Below are 16,665 nucleotides of genomic sequence, written 5' to 3' on the forward strand. Positions count from 1 at the left end.
ATCTACGAAGCAGGCTTTATGCCCAGGGGGCGCCCCCATCTCACCAGCAACTTCCCGATGATCAGTCGGGGATCATCATACCCGGAGGAGAATGATCGGGATATAAGGGGCGCCATTTATGGCGACCGAAAATGGCGCAACGCCCTTACCTTATGCCCTCCGCGGCGACCCGTGCTGGCCACTCGCCACCACTCATCCTCTTCCGCTAATTTCGCACGGAGAAAAATGTAGTAATCTCAGGGGTAAACCTTACACTTTCGAAAGCTAAATTGAGTCAGGATAGTTATGTCGACAAGCGCAATGAGCGTGGTGATCCTCGCCGCTGGCAAAGGCACCCGCATGTATTCCGATCTGCCTAAGGTGCTGCACAGCCTGGCAGGTAAACCAATGGTGCAACACGTTATTGATGCCGCTACCGGCCTCGGCGCACAGCAGGTGCATCTGGTCTACGGCCACGGCGGTGAATTGCTGCAGGAGAAACTGGCGCATAACCCGCTGAACTGGGTGTTGCAGGCGGAACAGCTCGGCACCGGCCATGCCATGCAGCAGGCGGCACCGTTCTTCGCCGATGACGAAGATATCCTGATGCTGTACGGCGATGTCCCGCTGATCGCCCAGGAAACCCTGCAGCGTCTGCGCGACGCCAAACCCGCTGGCGGCATCGGGCTGCTCACCGTGGTGCTGGATAACCCCACCGGCTACGGACGCATCGTGCGCGAAAACGGCACCATCACCGGCATCGTGGAGCAAAAAGATGCGTCAGCCGAACAGCTGAAGATTCAGGAGATCAACACCGGCATCCTGATCGCCAACGGTGCCGACCTGAAGCGCTGGCTGGCGCAGCTCAACAACCACAATGCGCAGGGCGAATTCTACATCACCGATATCATCGCCATGGCGCATCAGGAAGGCCGCGTGATCAACGCAGTGCACCCGGCGCGTATCAGCGAAACCGACGGCGTGAACAATCGTCTGCAGCTATCCACTCTGGAGCGCACTTATCAACGTGAGCAGGCAGAAAAGCTGCTGCTGGCTGGCGTCATGCTGCGCGATCCGGCGCGCTTCGATCTGCGCGGTACGCTGCAGCACGGTCGTGATGTCGATATTGATACCAACGTGATCATTGAAGGCAACGTCACGCTGGGCCATCGGGTAAAAATTGGCGCTGGCTGCATCATTAAAAACAGCGTGATTGCCGATGACTGCGAAATCAGCCCTTATTCGGTGATTGAAGATGCCACGCTGGCCGCCGCCTGCACCGTCGGGCCATTTGCGCGCCTGCGTCCGGGCAGCGAACTGGCTGAACAGGCGCACGTCGGTAACTTTGTCGAGATGAAGAAAGCGACGCTGGGCAAAGGCTCGAAGGCCGGCCATCTGTCGTATCTCGGTGATGCGGAGATTGGCGCGGGCGTGAATATCGGTGCCGGCACCATCACCTGCAACTACGACGGTGCCAACAAGTTTAAAACCATTATCGGCGACAACGTGTTTGTCGGCTCGGACACCCAGCTGGTGGCTCCGGTCAGCGTGGCGGCGGGCGCCACCATCGCCGCCGGCACAACGGTGATGAAAGATGTTACCGCTGCCGATCTGGTCTATAACCGCAAAGAGCAAAATCAGAAGTCTGGCTGGCAGCGTCCGGTTAAGAAAAAATAAATGTAAGGGCCGGCAAAGATCGGCCCGGTATTAAAAACCCGAAATATTCCGGTTTTCAGGCAGCTAACGCACCTGCAACCTGGAATAGGAAGGGATATCCCCCACTCTCTACAAGGCTCGGGGAACAATCAGGTCAGATGACAACGCAATGGCCGAAAGCCATGACGTCAGGAAATTACTATGTGTGGAATTGTTGGTGCAGTAGCGCAGCGTGATATCGCAGAAATTCTGCTGGAAGGGCTGCGTCGTCTTGAGTATCGCGGGTATGACTCTGCCGGTCTGGCGGTTGTCGATCGCCAGGGCCACATGACGCGGTTGCGTCGTCTGGGTAAAGTGGCCAATCTGGCAGAAGCGGCGGAACAGCAGCCGCTGATTGGCGGAACCGGCATCGCGCACACCCGCTGGGCGACGCACGGTGAGCCGTCGGAAGCCAATGCGCATCCGCACGTCTCAGAGCACATTATTATTGTGCACAACGGCATCATTGAGAACCACGAACCTCTGCGTGAGCAGATGATCGCACGCGGTTACCGCTTTGCCTCCGAAACTGACACCGAAGTGGTGGCGCACCTGGTGCACTGGGAGCAGAAACAGGGCGGTACGCTGCGCGAAGTGATACTGCGGGTGATCCCGCAGCTGCGCGGGGCGTATGGCATGGTGATCATGGACAGCCGCGATCCGTCGGTGCTGGTGGCTGCGCGTTCCGGCAGCCCGCTGGTGATTGGCCGCGGCGTGGGCGAAAACTTTATCGCTTCCGATCAGCTGGCGCTGCTGCCGGTGACCCGCCGCTTTATCTACCTCGAAGAAGGGGATATTGCCGAAATTACCCGCCGCGAAGTGACGATTATCGATCGCCACGGTAACCAGGCACAGCGCGCAGAGATCGAATCCAATGCGCAGTACGATGCCGGCGACAAAGGCGTCTACCGCCATTACATGCAGAAAGAGATCTACGAACAGCCGAACGCCATCAAAAACACGCTGGCCGGCCGCTTTCATGACGGCATTGTTGATCTCAGCGAACTGGGCGCTAACGCGGAAACGCTGCTGAGCCAGGTGGAACACATTCAGATCATCGCCTGCGGCACCTCCTACAACTCCGGCATGGTGTCGCGTTACTGGTTTGAGTCGCTGGCCAACATCCCGTGTGACGTGGAGATCGCCTCCGAATTCCGCTATCGCAAATCGGCGGTGCGTAAAAACAGCCTGCTGATCACCCTGTCGCAATCCGGTGAAACCGCCGATACGCTGGCAGCGCTGCGCCTGTCCAAAGAGCTGGGCTATCTCGGTTCGCTGGCCATCTGCAACGTGGCCGGTTCATCGCTGGTGCGTGAGTCTGATCTGGCGCTGATGACTAAAGCCGGCACCGAAATCGGCGTGGCCTCGACCAAAGCGTTCACCACTCAGCTGACGGTACTGCTGATGCTGGTGGCGAAGCTGGGCCGTCTGCACGGCATGCGCGCTGACACCGAGCACGAGATCGTCCATGCGCTGCAGGCACTGCCGAGCCGCATTGAACAGATGCTGGCGCAGGATAAAGTGATCGAGAATCTCGCCGAAGGCTTCTCTGACAAGCATCACGCGCTGTTCCTCGGCCGTGGCGATCAGTATCCGATTGCCATGGAAGGGGCGCTGAAGCTGAAAGAGATCTCCTATATCCACGCCGAAGCCTATGCAGCGGGCGAGCTGAAGCACGGTCCGCTGGCGCTGATTGATGCCGATATGCCGGTGATTGTGGTGGCACCGAACAACGAACTGCTGGAGAAGCTGAAATCCAACATCGAAGAGGTGCGCGCGCGCGGCGGTCTGCTGTACGTGTTTGCCGACCAGGATGCCGGTTTCAGCGACAGCGAAGGCATGAAAATCATCCCGCTGCCGCACGTTGAAGAGGTAATTGCCCCAATCTTCTACACCGTGCCGCTGCAGTTGCTCTCCTACCACGTGGCGCTGATCAAAGGCACCGACGTCGACCAGCCGCGTAACCTGGCGAAATCGGTTACGGTGGAATAAGCGTAGCCCGGTCTGGAAACAGGCCGGGTTTTTTAACTCATTGTTGTTCCGATTAAATTAATCGTGAATTCTGTGAACGTTGTGAATTAATTTCTCCCTGATATGTGAAATCAACTTTCATAATTCGCTGGCTGTCCTTCACTTCTGTTTTGTTTAACTTTAATTTAACCTTTCAGTCATAAGCTTTCTGATGCATGTAGCAAGCCAAACTCGTTCTCTGCATGTAGGAATTTATGGCGCGTTATTTCATATTTACTTTTTTGTGTCTGATGCTTTTATCCGATGCACTGGCATCGTCATTCAGTGTGAATATTTCCGGTAACGTGATGGTACCTGCCGACTGTAAAATAAATAATGGTATGCCGATTAGTGTTAATTTCGGCGATGTGCGCACCGATAAAATAGATGGGAAAGCGTATCAGCAACCTGTGTCATTTACGCTTTCCTGCACTAATCTTCCCTCTAATGCGCTTAAACTCCAGCTACAGGGGAATGCAGCCAGCTTTGATAGCGGTGCGTTACGCGCATCAGTCAGCGGTTTAGGTATTGCGTTTTTTAAGTCTAACGCTGAAAGGTTAAATATTAATACCAGCTGGGTAAACTTTACTTATCCCGCGCTGCCGGTTATTACGGCCGTCCCGGTGAAAGATAACAGCAGCAGTTTAACGGGTGGAAGTTTTACTTCAGCGGCAACACTGGTAGTGGAACTGCAATAAATGAAACGTACGTGGTTAATGGCACTATTGCTGCCCGCTATGCTGAAGTATAGCGCAGTGGCTGCTTTCAGCGTGCAGGCTAACTTCAGTGGAAAACTCATCGAGCCGCCGTTATGTCAGATTAACGGCGAAAAGCCAATTATGGTGGAGTTTGGTTCAGTGGTTATTTCCCAAATCAATGGCGACAGCTACAGAAAACCTGTCTCCTGGACGTTAACCTGTAGCAATAATCCCGATAAGAGTATGCGTGTACAAATCAGTGGCACCGGAAGCGCATTTAATTCTGCTTTGCTGGCGACCAGCCAGCGTGATTTGGCGATTCAGATATTAAGCGGTAAAAATGGCGAAAACGCCCTGGCACTGAATAACTGGCTGCCGTTTACCTTTCCTGCGCTGCCCGTCATTCAGGTGGTACCGGTGAAAAAAAACGCCGCGGTGTTAACCAGCGGTGACTTTTCTGCTTTTGCTGCGCTGGTGGTTGAGTACCAGTAGATGATCGGCGTTGACGCAACCACAGGATTAGACCAATGCTAACAGGGCTTGTTTTCCGCTATCTGGCTTTTTTCGCTGGCCTGCTGCTGTTCTTTTCAGCGCAAGCGATGGAAGCCCCGCGCGTGGATGGCATTCGCTGGGTCAACGCAAGCCAGGTTGAAATTACCTGGTCAGTGGTGGATGTCGGTATGATATCCGGCTATGCCCGCTGTAACTCTTCAGAGAGAACCTGCGCAGCAGGCATCGGTGTCAGCGCCTGGTTTATCGGGCATGGCACCGTATTCAGCGCTGCGGGCGGGCCACAAATTTACGTCGATCAGGGCGAGAGCCTGGCCTCGGTGGCTGAACGTTTTATCCGTTTTAATGGTCGGGGTGGCAAGTTTCTGCGTAACTCAGATACCCGTTATTACAGTTCATACTGCGGCAGCTTTGTGACAGCCTCCGCGACCGTAACTGACTATTCCGGAATGGTTGCGCCCTGGGCACCTTGCGTCAACATTCCGGTGGTGCCGGTATCCTGTTCGGTAAGCGGAGCCGCGCTGAATATTAATCATGGTACGCTGGCCCCGGCCGCCGTTAATGGCGCCAAAGCCAGCGTTAACTTCTCGCTTTTCTGCAACCGTGATGTGAATATCAGTTTTGCGCTTGCCGGTGGGATCAATATCCTCAAACTGAGCAACAACATCAGTACGCTGTTATCACTGGCTGACGGGAGTCTGAATAAACCGCGATTAGTGCGGGCTAACGTGACGACGCCGTTCACGCTGATTTCGACGCTCTCCTCAACAACCCCCAGTCCCGGTAACTTTACCGGCAGCACGGTGGTTTTCATTAATTACCTCTGATTTGCCAGCCGACCCGGTTGTCATATAACTGTCACAATTCGTACATTTCACTGTCATCAAACTGTCCTATTTTGCCTCCAGCAGCAATCAATGACTCTTACTAAAACGGCGTCAAGCCTGATTTTTAATCCCCTGGAGGGAACATGACACTGATGCGTAGCACCGTAGCCCGAATTCTCGCCGCCACCTTCGCAGTAAGCGCGGTTTCTGCTTTTGCAGCCACCGACCTGACAGGCGCAGGCGGGACGTTCCCGGCACCGGTTTATGCCAAGTGGGCAGCAGAGTATCAGCAAGCCACCGGTAGCAAAATCAACTATCAGGGTATTGGTTCCTCGGGTGGCGTGAAGCAAATCATTGCCAAAACCGTGGATTTCGGTGCGTCCGATGCGCCGATGAAAGAAGAAGATCTGCAGAAAAATGGCCTGTTCCAGTTCCCGACGGTGATCGGTGGCGTGGTGCTGGCGGTGAACATTCCCGGCGTTAAATCTGGTGAGCTGACGCTCGACGGTAAAACGGTCGGCGACATCTATCTCGGCACCATCAAAAAGTGGAACGATCCGGCGATCACCAAACTGAACCCGGGCGTGAAGCTGCCAGACACCAACATCAACGTGGTGCGCCGCGCGGATGGTTCCGGCACCTCTTTCGTCTTCACCAGCTACCTGTCTAAAGTGAACGAGACCTGGAACAGCAAAATCGGTAAAGGCAACACCGTTAACTGGCCAACCGGCCTGGGCGGTAAAGGTAACGACGGCGTGGCCGCGTTTGTACAGCGTCTGCCGGGCTCGATTGGCTACGTAGAGTACGCCTACGCCAAACAGAACAACCTGACTTACACCAAACTGGTTGATGCCGACGGCAAGCCAGTGGCACCGAGCGAAGCCAGCTTTGCTAATGCCGCCAAAGGCGCTGACTGGAGCAAATCCTTCGCTCAGGATCTGACCTTCCAGAAAGGCAACGATGCATGGCCGATCACCTCAACCACCTTCATCCTGATCTACAAAGAGCAGGCGAATGCGGAGAAGGGTAGTGAAGTGCTGAAGTTCTTTGACTGGGCGTACAAAGGCGGCAGCAAAACGGCTACGGCGCTGGATTACGCCGCGCTGCCAGAGAGCGTAGCGAATCAGATTCGTGCTGCCTGGAAAGCCAACATCAAAGACAGTTCCGGTAAAGCGCTGTACCAGTAAGTGTATGACCCGGCCAGCGTCCGCGCTGGCCAGCCTGATGGGCGGCCTTGTTGCCGCCCTGATTACCCTCTGAGATCGAGAATTCTATGGCTGCCACTAAGCCGACGTTTAAAGCACCGGGCAAGCAAGGCGACATGATATTCGGCGCGCTGGTGAAGCTCTCCGCGCTGATCGTGTTACTGCTGCTGGGCGGCATTATCGTCTCCCTGATTTTCTCCTCCTGGCCGAGCATCCAGAAATTTGGCTTCTCCTTTCTGTGGACCAAAACCTGGGATGCGCCAAACGAAGAATTTGGTGCGCTGGTGCCGATTTACGGCACCCTCGTAACCTCACTGATTGCCTTAATCATCGCGGTGCCGGTGAGTTTCGGTATCGCCCTGTTTCTGACCGAACTGGCGCCAAACTGGCTGCGCCGTCCGCTGGGTACCGCGATTGAGCTGCTGGCGGCCATTCCCAGCATCGTGTACGGCATGTGGGGCCTGTTTATCTTTGCTCCGCTGTTCGCGGAGTATTTCCAGACGCCGGTTGGCGAGGTGCTGGCAAATATCCCGATCGTCGGCGCGCTGTTCTCCGGTCCGGCTTTCGGCATCGGTATTCTGGCGGCGGGCGTGATCCTCGCCATCATGATTATCCCTTACATCGCCTCGGTGATGCGCGATGTGTTCGAACAGACGCCGGTGATGATGAAAGAGTCGGCCTACGGCATCGGCTGCACCACCTGGGAAGTGATCTGGCGCATCGTGCTGCCGTTCACCAAAAACGGCGTGATCGGCGGCGTGATGCTGGGTCTCGGCCGCGCGCTGGGCGAAACCATGGCGGTCACCTTTATCATCGGTAATACCTACCAGCTGGACAGCGCATCGCTGTTTATGCCCGGCAACAGTATCACCTCGGCGCTGGCGAACGAGTTCGCCGAAGCCGAATCCGGCGTGCACGTGGCGGCGCTGATGGAGCTTGGCCTGATTCTGTTCGTGATTACCTTTATCGTTCTGGCGATCTCCAAACTGATGATCCTGCGTCTGGCGAAGAGTGAAGGAGCCCGTTCATGACAGCAATTGAAATGCAGGCGCGCGCCGAGCTGGAAGCCTCGCGCCGTAAAATGCAGGCGTGGCGCAGCACCAAAAACAAAATTGCCCTGACGCTCTCGCTGCTGACCATGGCGTTCGGCCTGTTCTGGCTGATCTGGATCCTGTTCACCACCGTCACGAAAGGGATCGATGGCCTGAGCTGGACGCTGTTTACCGAATCCACGCCACCGCCCAACACCGCGGGCGGTGGTCTGGCGAACGCCCTGGCGGGCAGCGGCCTGCTGATCTTCTGGTCCACCTTCTTTGGCACGCCGCTGGGCATTCTGGCGGGTATCTACCTGGCAGAATATGGCCGCAAGCACTGGCTGGCGGAAGTGATTCGCTTCATCAACGACATCCTGCTGTCCGCACCGTCAATTGTGGTCGGCCTGTTCGTGTACACCATCGTGGTGGCGCAGATGCAGCACTTCTCCGGCTGGGCCGGTGTGATAGCGCTGGCGCTGCTGCAGGTGCCTATTGTGATTCGTACCACCGAGAACATGCTGCGGCTGGTGCCGGACAGCATGCGTGAAGCGGCTTATGCGCTGGGCACGCCGAAGTGGAAGATGATCTCGGCTATTACGCTGAAAGCCTCGGTCTCCGGCATCATTACCGGTGTGCTGCTGGCGATTGCGCGCATTGCCGGTGAAACCGCACCGCTGCTGTTCACCGCGCTGTCGAACCAGTTCTGGAGCACCGACATGATGCAGCCGCTGGCCAACCTGCCGGTGACCATCTTCAAATTCGCCATGAGCCCGTTTGCCGAATGGCAGAGCCTGGCGTGGGCCGGTGTGCTGATTATTACGCTGTGCGTGCTGCTGCTGAACATCGTGGCGCGCGTGATTTTCGCCAAAGGCAAACACTAATTTTCCGGCGCGGCTTCGGCGGCGCTGCACATGAGAGATGAGCAATGAGTATGGCAACTCCTTCTGCCGGTAAAATTCAGGTGCGCAATCTGAACTTCCACTACGGTAAGTTCCACGCGCTGAAGAACATTAATCTGGATATCGCCAAAAACCAGGTGACGGCGTTTATCGGTCCGTCGGGCTGCGGCAAATCCACCCTGCTGCGCACCTTCAACAAAATGTACTCGCTCTATCCGGAGCAGCGTGCTGAGGGTGAAATTCTGCTGGATGGCGACAACATTCTGGCATCGCATCAGGATATCGCCCTGCTGCGCGCGCGCGTCGGCATGGTGTTCCAGAAGCCGACGCCGTTTCCGATGTCGATTTATGACAACATCGCCTTTGGCGTGCGGCTGTTTGAGAAGCTGTCGCGGGCCGATATGGACGAGCGCGTGCAGTGGGCGCTGAGCAAAGCCGCGCTGTGGAATGAAACCAAAGACAAGCTGCACCAGAGCGGTTACAGTCTCTCCGGCGGTCAGCAGCAGCGTCTGTGCATCGCGCGCGGCATCGCGATTCGCCCGGAAGTGCTGCTGCTGGATGAGCCATGTTCGGCGCTGGACCCGATCTCCACCGGACGCATCGAAGAGCTGATTACCGAGCTGAAGCAGGATTACACCGTGGTCATCGTGACCCATAACATGCAGCAGGCGGCGCGCTGTTCCGATCACACTGCGTTTATGTATCTGGGCGAGCTGATTGAGTTCAGCGACACCGACACGCTGTTTACCAAGCCAGCGCAGAAGCAGACAGAAGATTACATCACCGGTCGTTACGGCTGATTCAGGAGAGAAACATGGATAATTTAAATCTGAACAAACATATCTCCGGTCAGTTCAACGCGGAGCTGGAGCACATTCGTACCCAGGTGATGATCATGGGTGGCATGGTGGAGCAGCAGCTTACCGATGCCATCACCGCGATGCATAACCAGGATGGCGAACTGGCGCGCCGGGTGATCGACGGTGACCAGAAGGTCAACATGATGGAAGTGGAGATTGATGAAGCCTGCGTGCGCATCATCGCCAAGCGTCAGCCTACCGCCAGCGACCTGCGTCTGGTGATGGCGATCATCAAAACCATTTCGGAGCTGGAACGCATCGGCGACGTGGCGGAGAAGATCAGCCGTACCGCGCTGGAGAAGTTCGGTCAGCAGCACCTGCCGCTGCTGGTGAGCCTCGAGTCGCTCGGACATCACACCGTGCAGATGCTGCACGACGTGCTGGATGCCTTCGCGCGCATGGATCTCAACGAAGCCATCAAGATCTACCGCGAAGACAAAAAGGTGGATAAAGAGTACGAAGGTATCGTGCGCCAGCTGATGACCTACATGATGGAAGATCCGCGCACTATTCCCAGCGTGCTCACCGCGCTGTTCTGCGCGCGCGCTATCGAGCGCATCGGTGACCGCTGCCAGAACATCTGCGAAATTATCTTCTATTTCGTGAAAGGTCAGGATTTCCGTCACGTTGGCGGTGACAAGCTGGATGAACTGCTGTCGGGCGACGACGGCAGCAATAAACCCTCCTGATTGACGTGATGACTGCCTGTTAGCGCTGAGGCTGACAGGCAGTGCGCTTGATTTCTGCCTGTTCTCAACCTGCCGCTCTCTTTATACTTGGCGCACATTTTTCTGCCAGGTGCTGTTTTATGTCCTCTGCAAATAACAACAAAACCGCCGTTACGCCGGCGAAAGCGATGGTGGCTGCCGTCAGCGGCTATGCCATGGATGGATTTGATCTGCTGATTCTGGGATTTATGCTGCCGGCGATCAGCGTGTCGCTGGCGCTGGATGCGTCGCAGGCCGGTTCGCTGGTGACCTGGACGCTGATCGGCGCGGTGGTCGGCGGCATTGTGTTTGGTCATCTGAGCGATCGCTACGGCCGCATCCGCATTCTGACCGTGACGATCCTGATGTTCTCGCTGTTCACCGGGCTGTGCGCCGTGGCGCAGGGCTACTGGGATCTGCTGGCGTATCGTACGCTGGCCGGCATGGGACTGGGCGGTGAGTTTGGCATCGGCATGGCGCTGATTGCCGAAGCCTGGCCGAAGGAGAAGCGCAACCGCGCCTCGGCGTGGGTCGGTATCGGCTGGCAGCTCGGCGTATTGCTGGCGGCCTTTATCACGCCGCCGCTGCTGAGCGTGATTGGCTGGCGCGGTATGTTCCTGGTTGGCCTGCTGCCGGCGCTGGTGTCGTTTGTGATTCGCCGCAGCATGGGCGAGCCGGAAACTTTCACCCGCCATGTGGAAAAAGCCCCGCAGCTCTCCTTTTCCGCGCGCATTAAACTGCTGTTTGCCGATCGCGCCACCAGCAAAGCCAGCCTCGGCATTCTGATTCTTTGTTCGGTGCAGAATTTTGGCTATTACGGCCTGATGATCTGGATGCCAAGTTATCTCTCTTCCAGCTTCGGCTTCAGCCTGACCAAATCCGGCCTGTGGACGGCCGTTACGGTGGTGGGCATGACGTTTGGTATCTGGCTGTTCGGCGTGCTGGCGGACCGCTTTGCGCGCTGGAAGATTTTCCTGCTGTACCAGTTTGGCGCCGTGGCGATGGTGGTGGTTTACGCCCAGCTGCGCGACCCGACGGTGATGCTGTTTACCGGTGCCATCATGGGGATATTTGTTAACGGCATGATTGGCGGCTACGGCGCGCTGATCTCGGACACTTTCCCACCGCAGGCGCGCGCCACTGCGCAGAATGTGTTGTTTAACCTCGGCCGCGGCGTCGGCGGTTTCGGCCCGCTGGTGATCGGCATGCTGGCCACGCATATTTCGTTCACCGCTGCGATTACGCTGCTGGCGCTGATTTACCTGCTGGATATTGTCGCCACGCTGTTCCTGCTGCCGAAAAGCCAGGGCAATGAGGATTCGCTGGGCGCGATTGGGTGATTTTTTCCCCTCACCCTAACCCTCTCCCGCAAACGGGAGAGGGAACCGTTCAGTGCGGTTTCATAAACCTGTGCTTCACCTTAACACCAGCGCGATCGGCCCCTTCTTCGGCAAACGGGAGAGGGAACCGCTCAGTGAGGTTTCACAAACCTGTGCTTCACCATAACACCCGCTCGATCGGCCCCTTCTCCCGCTGGCGGGAGAAGGCTGGGATGAGGGGGCTGCGCGCACTTACCTGACCACATCCCAGCCACGTGCACGCCACAGCGCTGGCAGCTGCGCCATATCGTCAAAACGCGTTACCAGCGGGTGATCAATCACTGGATTGTGTGCATCGGCACAGTAGTAAAACACCGGTATGCCAGCGGCGATGCCAGCCCGCGCGCCAGCCTCTGAATCATCCACCAGAATGCACTTTTCAATCGGCACCTGCATCTGTTCCGCCGCGTGGTACATCAGCTCCGGATCCGGCTTCCAGTGATTAATGTCATAGCCGCTGTACAGGCGTCCGCTCAGATACGGCAGCATGCCGGTCAGCCCCAGCGAATGCTCCATTTTCTTCACCGTACCGTTCGACACCACGCACATCGGCACCTTCACGCGCTCCACCAGCGCTCTGGCGCCGGCAATCGGCTGCAGATCAAGATCAAACAGGCGCGCCACTTCCGCGCGGTAGGCACTCTCCACCTCAGCCAGCGGCAGTGTTACCTGATGCTGTGCCGTCACATCGCGGATGATGTCGTAAAGCTTCACCCCTTTGTACTGCTCAAACATCTGCTGCAGCGAGAGTTCGATACCGTAACGGGCAAAGGTGTTGACGTAGGACTGCGTGCAGATCACTTCGCTGTCGACCAGCGTGCCATCGCAATCAAAAAAGATACATTCAACTGACATCGCGCCTCATCCTTTTAGTAAACAATAAGCTGTCACTCTAGCGCACTCAGCGCAGAAAGCGACCCCAGGCAACCGGTTGCGAAAAATCAGTGTTTTGCGGCGCTAAAGTCTATAGGATACGCGGCGATAAATTTTTCATCGGAACAGCGAAATGAACGAGCAGGGCCTTTTGCAGCGTATTTTCAGGCTGCAGGAACACGGAACCACCGCGCGCACCGAAGTGATTGCCGGTTTCACTACTTTCCTGACGATGGTGTACATCGTCTTCGTTAACCCGCAGATTCTTGGTGCCGCAGGCATGGACACCCAGGCGGTGTTTGTTACCACCTGCGTGATTGCTGCGTTCGGCAGCATCCTGATGGGGCTGGTGGCCAATCTGCCGGTGGCGCTGGCACCGGCCATGGGCCTCAACGCCTTCTTTGCCTTTGTGGTGGTGGGCGCGATGGGCTACTCGTGGCAGGTTGGCATGGGTGCAATCTTCTGGGGCGCGCTGGGGCTGCTGATCCTGACGCTGCTGCGCGTACGCTACTGGATGATTGCCAATATTCCGCTCAGCCTGCGCGTGGGCATCACCGCCGGTATCGGTCTGTTCATCGCCATGATGGGGCTGAAAAACGCCGGCATTATTGTGCCCAACGCGGACACCATCGTGACCGTCGGCAACCTGGCCTCGCACAACGTGCTACTCGGCGCGCTCGGCTTCTTTATCATTGCGATTCTGGCGTCGCGCAACATCCACGCGGCGGTGCTGGTCTCTATCGTCGTGACCACCGCGATCGGTCTGCTGCTGGGCGACGTGAAGTTTACCGGGCTGTTCGCCGCGCCGCCGACCATCACCTCGGTGGTCGGCCAGGTCGATATCAAAGGCGCGTTCAACGTGAGCATGGCGGGCGTGATCTTCGCCTTCATGCTGGTCAATCTGTTTGACTCATCCGGTACGCTGATTGGCGTAACCGATAAAGCGGGCCTGACCGATGAGAAAGGTACTTTTCCGCGCATGAAACAGGCGCTGTACGTGGATAGCATCAGCTCCGTCACCGGTTCGCTGATCGGCACCTCTTCGGTGACGGCGTACATCGAAAGCTCATCCGGCGTGGCGATTGGTGGCCGTACCGGCCTGATGGCGGTAGTGACCGGCATCCTGTTCCTGCTGGTGATGTTCCTGTCGCCGCTGGCTGCCATGGTGCCCGCCTATGCGGCGGCTGGCGCGCTGATTTATGTCGGCGTACTGATGACGGCTTCGCTGGCGCGCGTGCGCTGGGACGATCTCACCGAAGCGGTGCCGGCGTTTGTCACGGCGGCGATGATGCCGTTCAGCTTCTCGATCACCGAAGGTATTGCGCTCGGTTTTATCTCTTACTGCGTGATGAAACTCGGTACCGGACGCTGGCGTGAAATCAGCCCGTGCGTGGTGGTGGTGGCGCTGCTGTTTGTGCTGAAAATCGCTTTTATCGACGCGCACTAAACGCAACAGGCCGCGGGTGCGGCCTGGTTATCCGGGATGCCTGACTTCCGGCTGACTGGCGACACGCTCGCCGGGCAGGCTGGTGAGGCGCAGGGTGCGCGGCCCGATGTTGGGTTTGCTCATCTCCACATCGCGCAGCGACTGCCACTGCTGCTGCGCATCAATCTCCCACAGCCGTAAACGCTCAGTGCCGGGCGACAGCGCGCAGGACCATACCAGCGTCGGCTCGGCATCACACACCGCCTGAATATCGGGATAGACGCTGGATCGCAGCCGGCCGGCGGCCGGATGCAGCCGCAGCGCATCAATACCGCTGTTGGCTTCGCCGGTCAGTTTGAGGATGCTCTGGCGTAGCGTCCAGATCTGCGTCACCGCTTCCATAAAATCCTGCTGGGCGTTAATCCACGCCTTTTCACCCGATGACAGCCCCTGCGTGAGGGCATCCTGCGCCTGACGGCTATGCGCCCGAACGATTTCCATATCCAGGCCAGCGCGCCCGCCTTCTTCCGCCAGCAGCACGCCGACCATGTTACCGGCATAGGAGATACTGAAGTCAGGCAGATTAGGATCAGCAAAGCAGGGACGACCGCTGCTGCTGGCGATCAGCGGCGGCAGGTCACGAATACCATAGACGCGCAGCATCAGCTGGGCCAGCAGCGCGCGTGCGGCAAGAAAGCGGCCGCGGCGCTTATCAGGCAGGTGCCCGGCGCTGGTCATCACATCCTGTGGAACCCGCATGGTCTCTGGGGTGAGGGGCGGGTTAACCACCCAACGAACAAAATGACTAGCCATCTGTCGCTCCGTGAAAATGGTCGGATAATCATCAGGGCTATTGTAAGAATTTTCTCATGGGTTTGCATCCCGCTTACGCTGGATAGCCAGTAAATTCAGATAAGGACGAGGCGAATCTCATTGCCATGAGCTGCAATTGAATATGAGGCTTTTGCACATTGGTGTCGGATGGGGTGCCGAAGCGGCGGATGTGGTGTAGGATTTGGACAGGAAAGAGCTGCACAATGAAGTGCTTAAATTATTCACCTATCTGCCAATCGTGCGCATCGCAAACCATGCACGTCGGAGTTGTTATGTCTGTTACCTCTCTTGCTCGCCAGGAATCGATCTCGCTGGATGAATTTCGTCACGGCATGCGCCGTCTCACTGCCGGTGTCTCGCTGGTGACCACCTCATCCAGCGGAGAAAAGTTCGGGCTGATCGCCACCTCGGTCAGCTCGCTGGCAGCGGAACCGCCCAGCCTGCTGGTCTGCGTTAACCGCAGCGCATCAAGCCACGATGCCATTCTGCAGGCGGGCTACTTTGCCGTGAACGTTCTGCGCGAGCAGCACGATGACCTGTGCGCGCAGTTCAGCTCGCCGACGCGCCGCGCTGAGCGTTTCCAGAGCGGTGAATGGCAAACCCTTAATACGGGCGCGCCCGTGCTGGCTGATGCGCTGGTGAGCTTCGATTGTCAGCTGGAAAAAACGGTGGAGTGGAACACCCACAGCGTGCTGCTGGCGCGTATCGTGGGTATTGCGCTGCCGGGCGAAGCGACAGCGCCGATGGTCTACTTCAACAGCGGTTTTCACTCGCTGGGCTAAGTCATGGCGCAGCGCGTCGTGCGGCTGCGCGGCTTAACGTATCAGGCAAATTTGCTGGCTTCGTCAAAGCTCAGACGCGGCAGGCGCGGATGCAGCTTGCTGGCTTCGCCATAGCCAAGGTTGATCAGTAAGTTGACCTGCCAGTTATTTTCGCTGAAGAACGCGGCGTTAACTTTAGCCGGATCAAAACCGGACATCGGGCCGGCATCCAGTCCCAGCGAGCGGGCCGCCAGAATCAGATAGCCCGCCTGCAGGCTGCTGTTGCGAAACGCGGTCTCTTTGGCCAAATCCGGGCTGCTGGTAAACCAGCTGCGAGCATCGCCATGCGGGAACAGTTTTGGCAGTGCTTCATAAAAGGTCGGATCCCACGCCACAATCACCGTCACCGGTGCCGCCATGGTCTTATCCACATTGCCTGAGGAGAGCGCCGGTTTCAGCTTCTCTTTACCTTCCTGAGACGTCACGAACACAAAGCGGCCCGGCGAGCAATTGGCTGAGGTCGGCCCCAGCGCCGTCAGCGCATAGAGCTGCTTCAGCACCTCCTGCGAAATCGGTTTATCCTGCCAGTAGCTATGGGTGCGGGCTTCAGTAAACAGCGCGTTCAGCGCCACGCTGTCGAGCGGTGTACTCATGTTTCTCTCCTGTTCAGGCAACAACCTGCGCCTGATTTTTAGCATGAATAATGGATGTGGCCGCTGCGTTTACGCGGCGACCCTCAACCGTTATACGACAAAGGCGAAGGCGCGCCAAATAACAAAGATGTATGTTGGTAGCGATTCCGGTGCGCCTAAATGCGCACCCTACAGCATCACATGAATCCCCTGTAGATACCGTCTTGCCGGTTACCTGGCAAGACATATTTCGGCATCGAACGGACGACCCGATTTCAGCACGCCATAAGCCAGCTGCAGCAGCTTCTTCATCGCCGCGCACACCACGACTTTTCC

At 57.2% G+C, this 16,665-nt stretch carries 16 protein-coding genes and 1 pseudogene; 13 read left to right on the forward strand and 4 right to left on the reverse strand.

Annotated elements, in window-relative coordinates:
• The first annotated feature begins 285 nt into the window (after positions 1-285).
• The 11 genes from glmU (at position 286) to F3J41_RS23130 (ending at position 11,764) form a co-directional block, all read left to right on the forward strand.
• Positions 286-1,656: a bifunctional UDP-N-acetylglucosamine diphosphorylase/glucosamine-1-phosphate N-acetyltransferase GlmU gene (glmU, locus tag F3J41_RS23080; RefSeq protein WP_031279605.1), complete on the forward strand. Its 1,371-nt coding sequence runs from the start codon at positions 286-288 to the stop codon at positions 1,654-1,656.
• A gap of 180 nt (positions 1,657-1,836) precedes the next feature.
• Entirely contained in the window at positions 1,837-3,666 is a 1,830-nt protein-coding gene (gene glmS, locus F3J41_RS23085) for a glutamine--fructose-6-phosphate transaminase (isomerizing) (protein ID WP_166712581.1), read from the forward strand.
• Positions 3,667-3,899: 233 nt separating this feature from the next.
• Positions 3,900-4,382 carry a fimbrial protein gene (locus F3J41_RS23090; RefSeq protein ID WP_058775623.1) on the forward strand — a complete coding sequence of 161 codons (483 nt, stop codon included), beginning with the start codon at positions 3,900-3,902 and terminating at the stop codon, positions 4,380-4,382.
• A gap of 18 nt (positions 4,383-4,400) precedes the next feature.
• Positions 4,401-4,874, forward strand: a complete 474-nt coding sequence (locus F3J41_RS23095) for a fimbrial protein (RefSeq protein WP_166712583.1) — start codon at positions 4,401-4,403, stop codon at positions 4,872-4,874.
• A gap of 35 nt (positions 4,875-4,909) precedes the next feature.
• Complete coding sequence (locus tag F3J41_RS23100) at positions 4,910-5,719, forward strand: hypothetical protein (RefSeq protein WP_104094320.1); 810 nt, start codon at positions 4,910-4,912, stop codon at positions 5,717-5,719.
• Between the two features lie 143 nt (positions 5,720-5,862).
• A complete protein-coding gene (pstS, locus tag F3J41_RS23105) occupies positions 5,863-6,906 on the forward strand; it encodes a phosphate ABC transporter substrate-binding protein PstS (protein WP_021506928.1) in 1,044 nt (347 codons plus the stop codon).
• Between the two features lie 86 nt (positions 6,907-6,992).
• Entirely contained in the window at positions 6,993-7,955 is a 963-nt protein-coding gene (gene pstC, locus F3J41_RS23110) for a phosphate ABC transporter permease PstC (protein ID WP_058770723.1), read from the forward strand.
• On the forward strand, positions 7,952-8,839 hold the full coding sequence (gene pstA, locus F3J41_RS23115) for a phosphate ABC transporter permease PstA (RefSeq protein WP_021506926.1): 888 nt from the start codon (positions 7,952-7,954) through the stop codon (positions 8,837-8,839). Before pstC ends, pstA begins: the two co-directional genes overlap by 4 nt.
• 44 nt (positions 8,840-8,883) lie before the next feature.
• A complete protein-coding gene (pstB, locus tag F3J41_RS23120; protein ID WP_021506925.1) occupies positions 8,884-9,657 on the forward strand; it encodes a phosphate ABC transporter ATP-binding protein PstB in 774 nt (257 codons plus the stop codon).
• 14 nt (positions 9,658-9,671) lie between these two features.
• A complete protein-coding gene (gene phoU / locus F3J41_RS23125; RefSeq protein WP_021506924.1) occupies positions 9,672-10,406 on the forward strand; it encodes a phosphate signaling complex protein PhoU in 735 nt (244 codons plus the stop codon).
• Positions 10,407-10,525: 119 nt separating this feature from the next.
• A complete protein-coding gene (locus tag F3J41_RS23130; protein WP_166712586.1) occupies positions 10,526-11,764 on the forward strand; it encodes an MFS transporter in 1,239 nt (412 codons plus the stop codon).
• Positions 11,765-11,995: 231 nt separating this feature from the next.
• Here the strand turns inward: F3J41_RS23130 and yieH are convergent, their stop codons facing one another.
• Positions 11,996-12,658: a 6-phosphogluconate phosphatase gene (gene yieH / locus F3J41_RS23135; protein WP_021506922.1), complete on the reverse strand. Its 663-nt coding sequence runs from the start codon at positions 12,656-12,658 to the stop codon at positions 11,996-11,998.
• 151 nt (positions 12,659-12,809) lie between these two features.
• Between yieH and F3J41_RS23140 the strand changes: the two genes are divergently transcribed.
• On the forward strand, positions 12,810-14,123 hold the full coding sequence (locus F3J41_RS23140) for an NCS2 family permease (protein WP_166712588.1): 1,314 nt from the start codon (positions 12,810-12,812) through the stop codon (positions 14,121-14,123).
• Between the two features lie 27 nt (positions 14,124-14,150).
• On the opposite strand, the gene F3J41_RS23145 is transcribed toward F3J41_RS23140, so the two are convergent.
• A complete protein-coding gene (locus F3J41_RS23145) occupies positions 14,151-14,915 on the reverse strand; it encodes a 4'-phosphopantetheinyl transferase superfamily protein (protein ID WP_031279602.1) in 765 nt (254 codons plus the stop codon).
• Between the two features lie 293 nt (positions 14,916-15,208).
• Here F3J41_RS23145 and F3J41_RS23150 point away from each other — a divergent pair, with 293 nt between their 5' ends.
• Positions 15,209-15,718, forward strand: coding sequence for a flavin reductase family protein (locus F3J41_RS23150; protein WP_031279601.1), 510 nt, complete (start codon positions 15,209-15,211; stop codon positions 15,716-15,718).
• Between the two features lie 41 nt (positions 15,719-15,759).
• On the opposite strand, the gene F3J41_RS23155 is transcribed toward F3J41_RS23150, so the two are convergent.
• On the reverse strand, positions 15,760-16,350 hold the full coding sequence (locus F3J41_RS23155; RefSeq protein WP_021506918.1) for a malonic semialdehyde reductase: 591 nt from the start codon (positions 16,348-16,350) through the stop codon (positions 15,760-15,762).
• A gap of 210 nt (positions 16,351-16,560) precedes the next feature.
• Positions 16,561-16,665, reverse strand: a pseudogene (locus F3J41_RS23160) (IS110 family transposase); the annotation flags it as partial.

It is taken from the genome of Pantoea sp. Ap-870 (genome assembly GCF_011752515.1).
GTDB lineage: Bacteria > Pseudomonadota > Gammaproteobacteria > Enterobacterales > Enterobacteriaceae > Pantoea > Pantoea dispersa.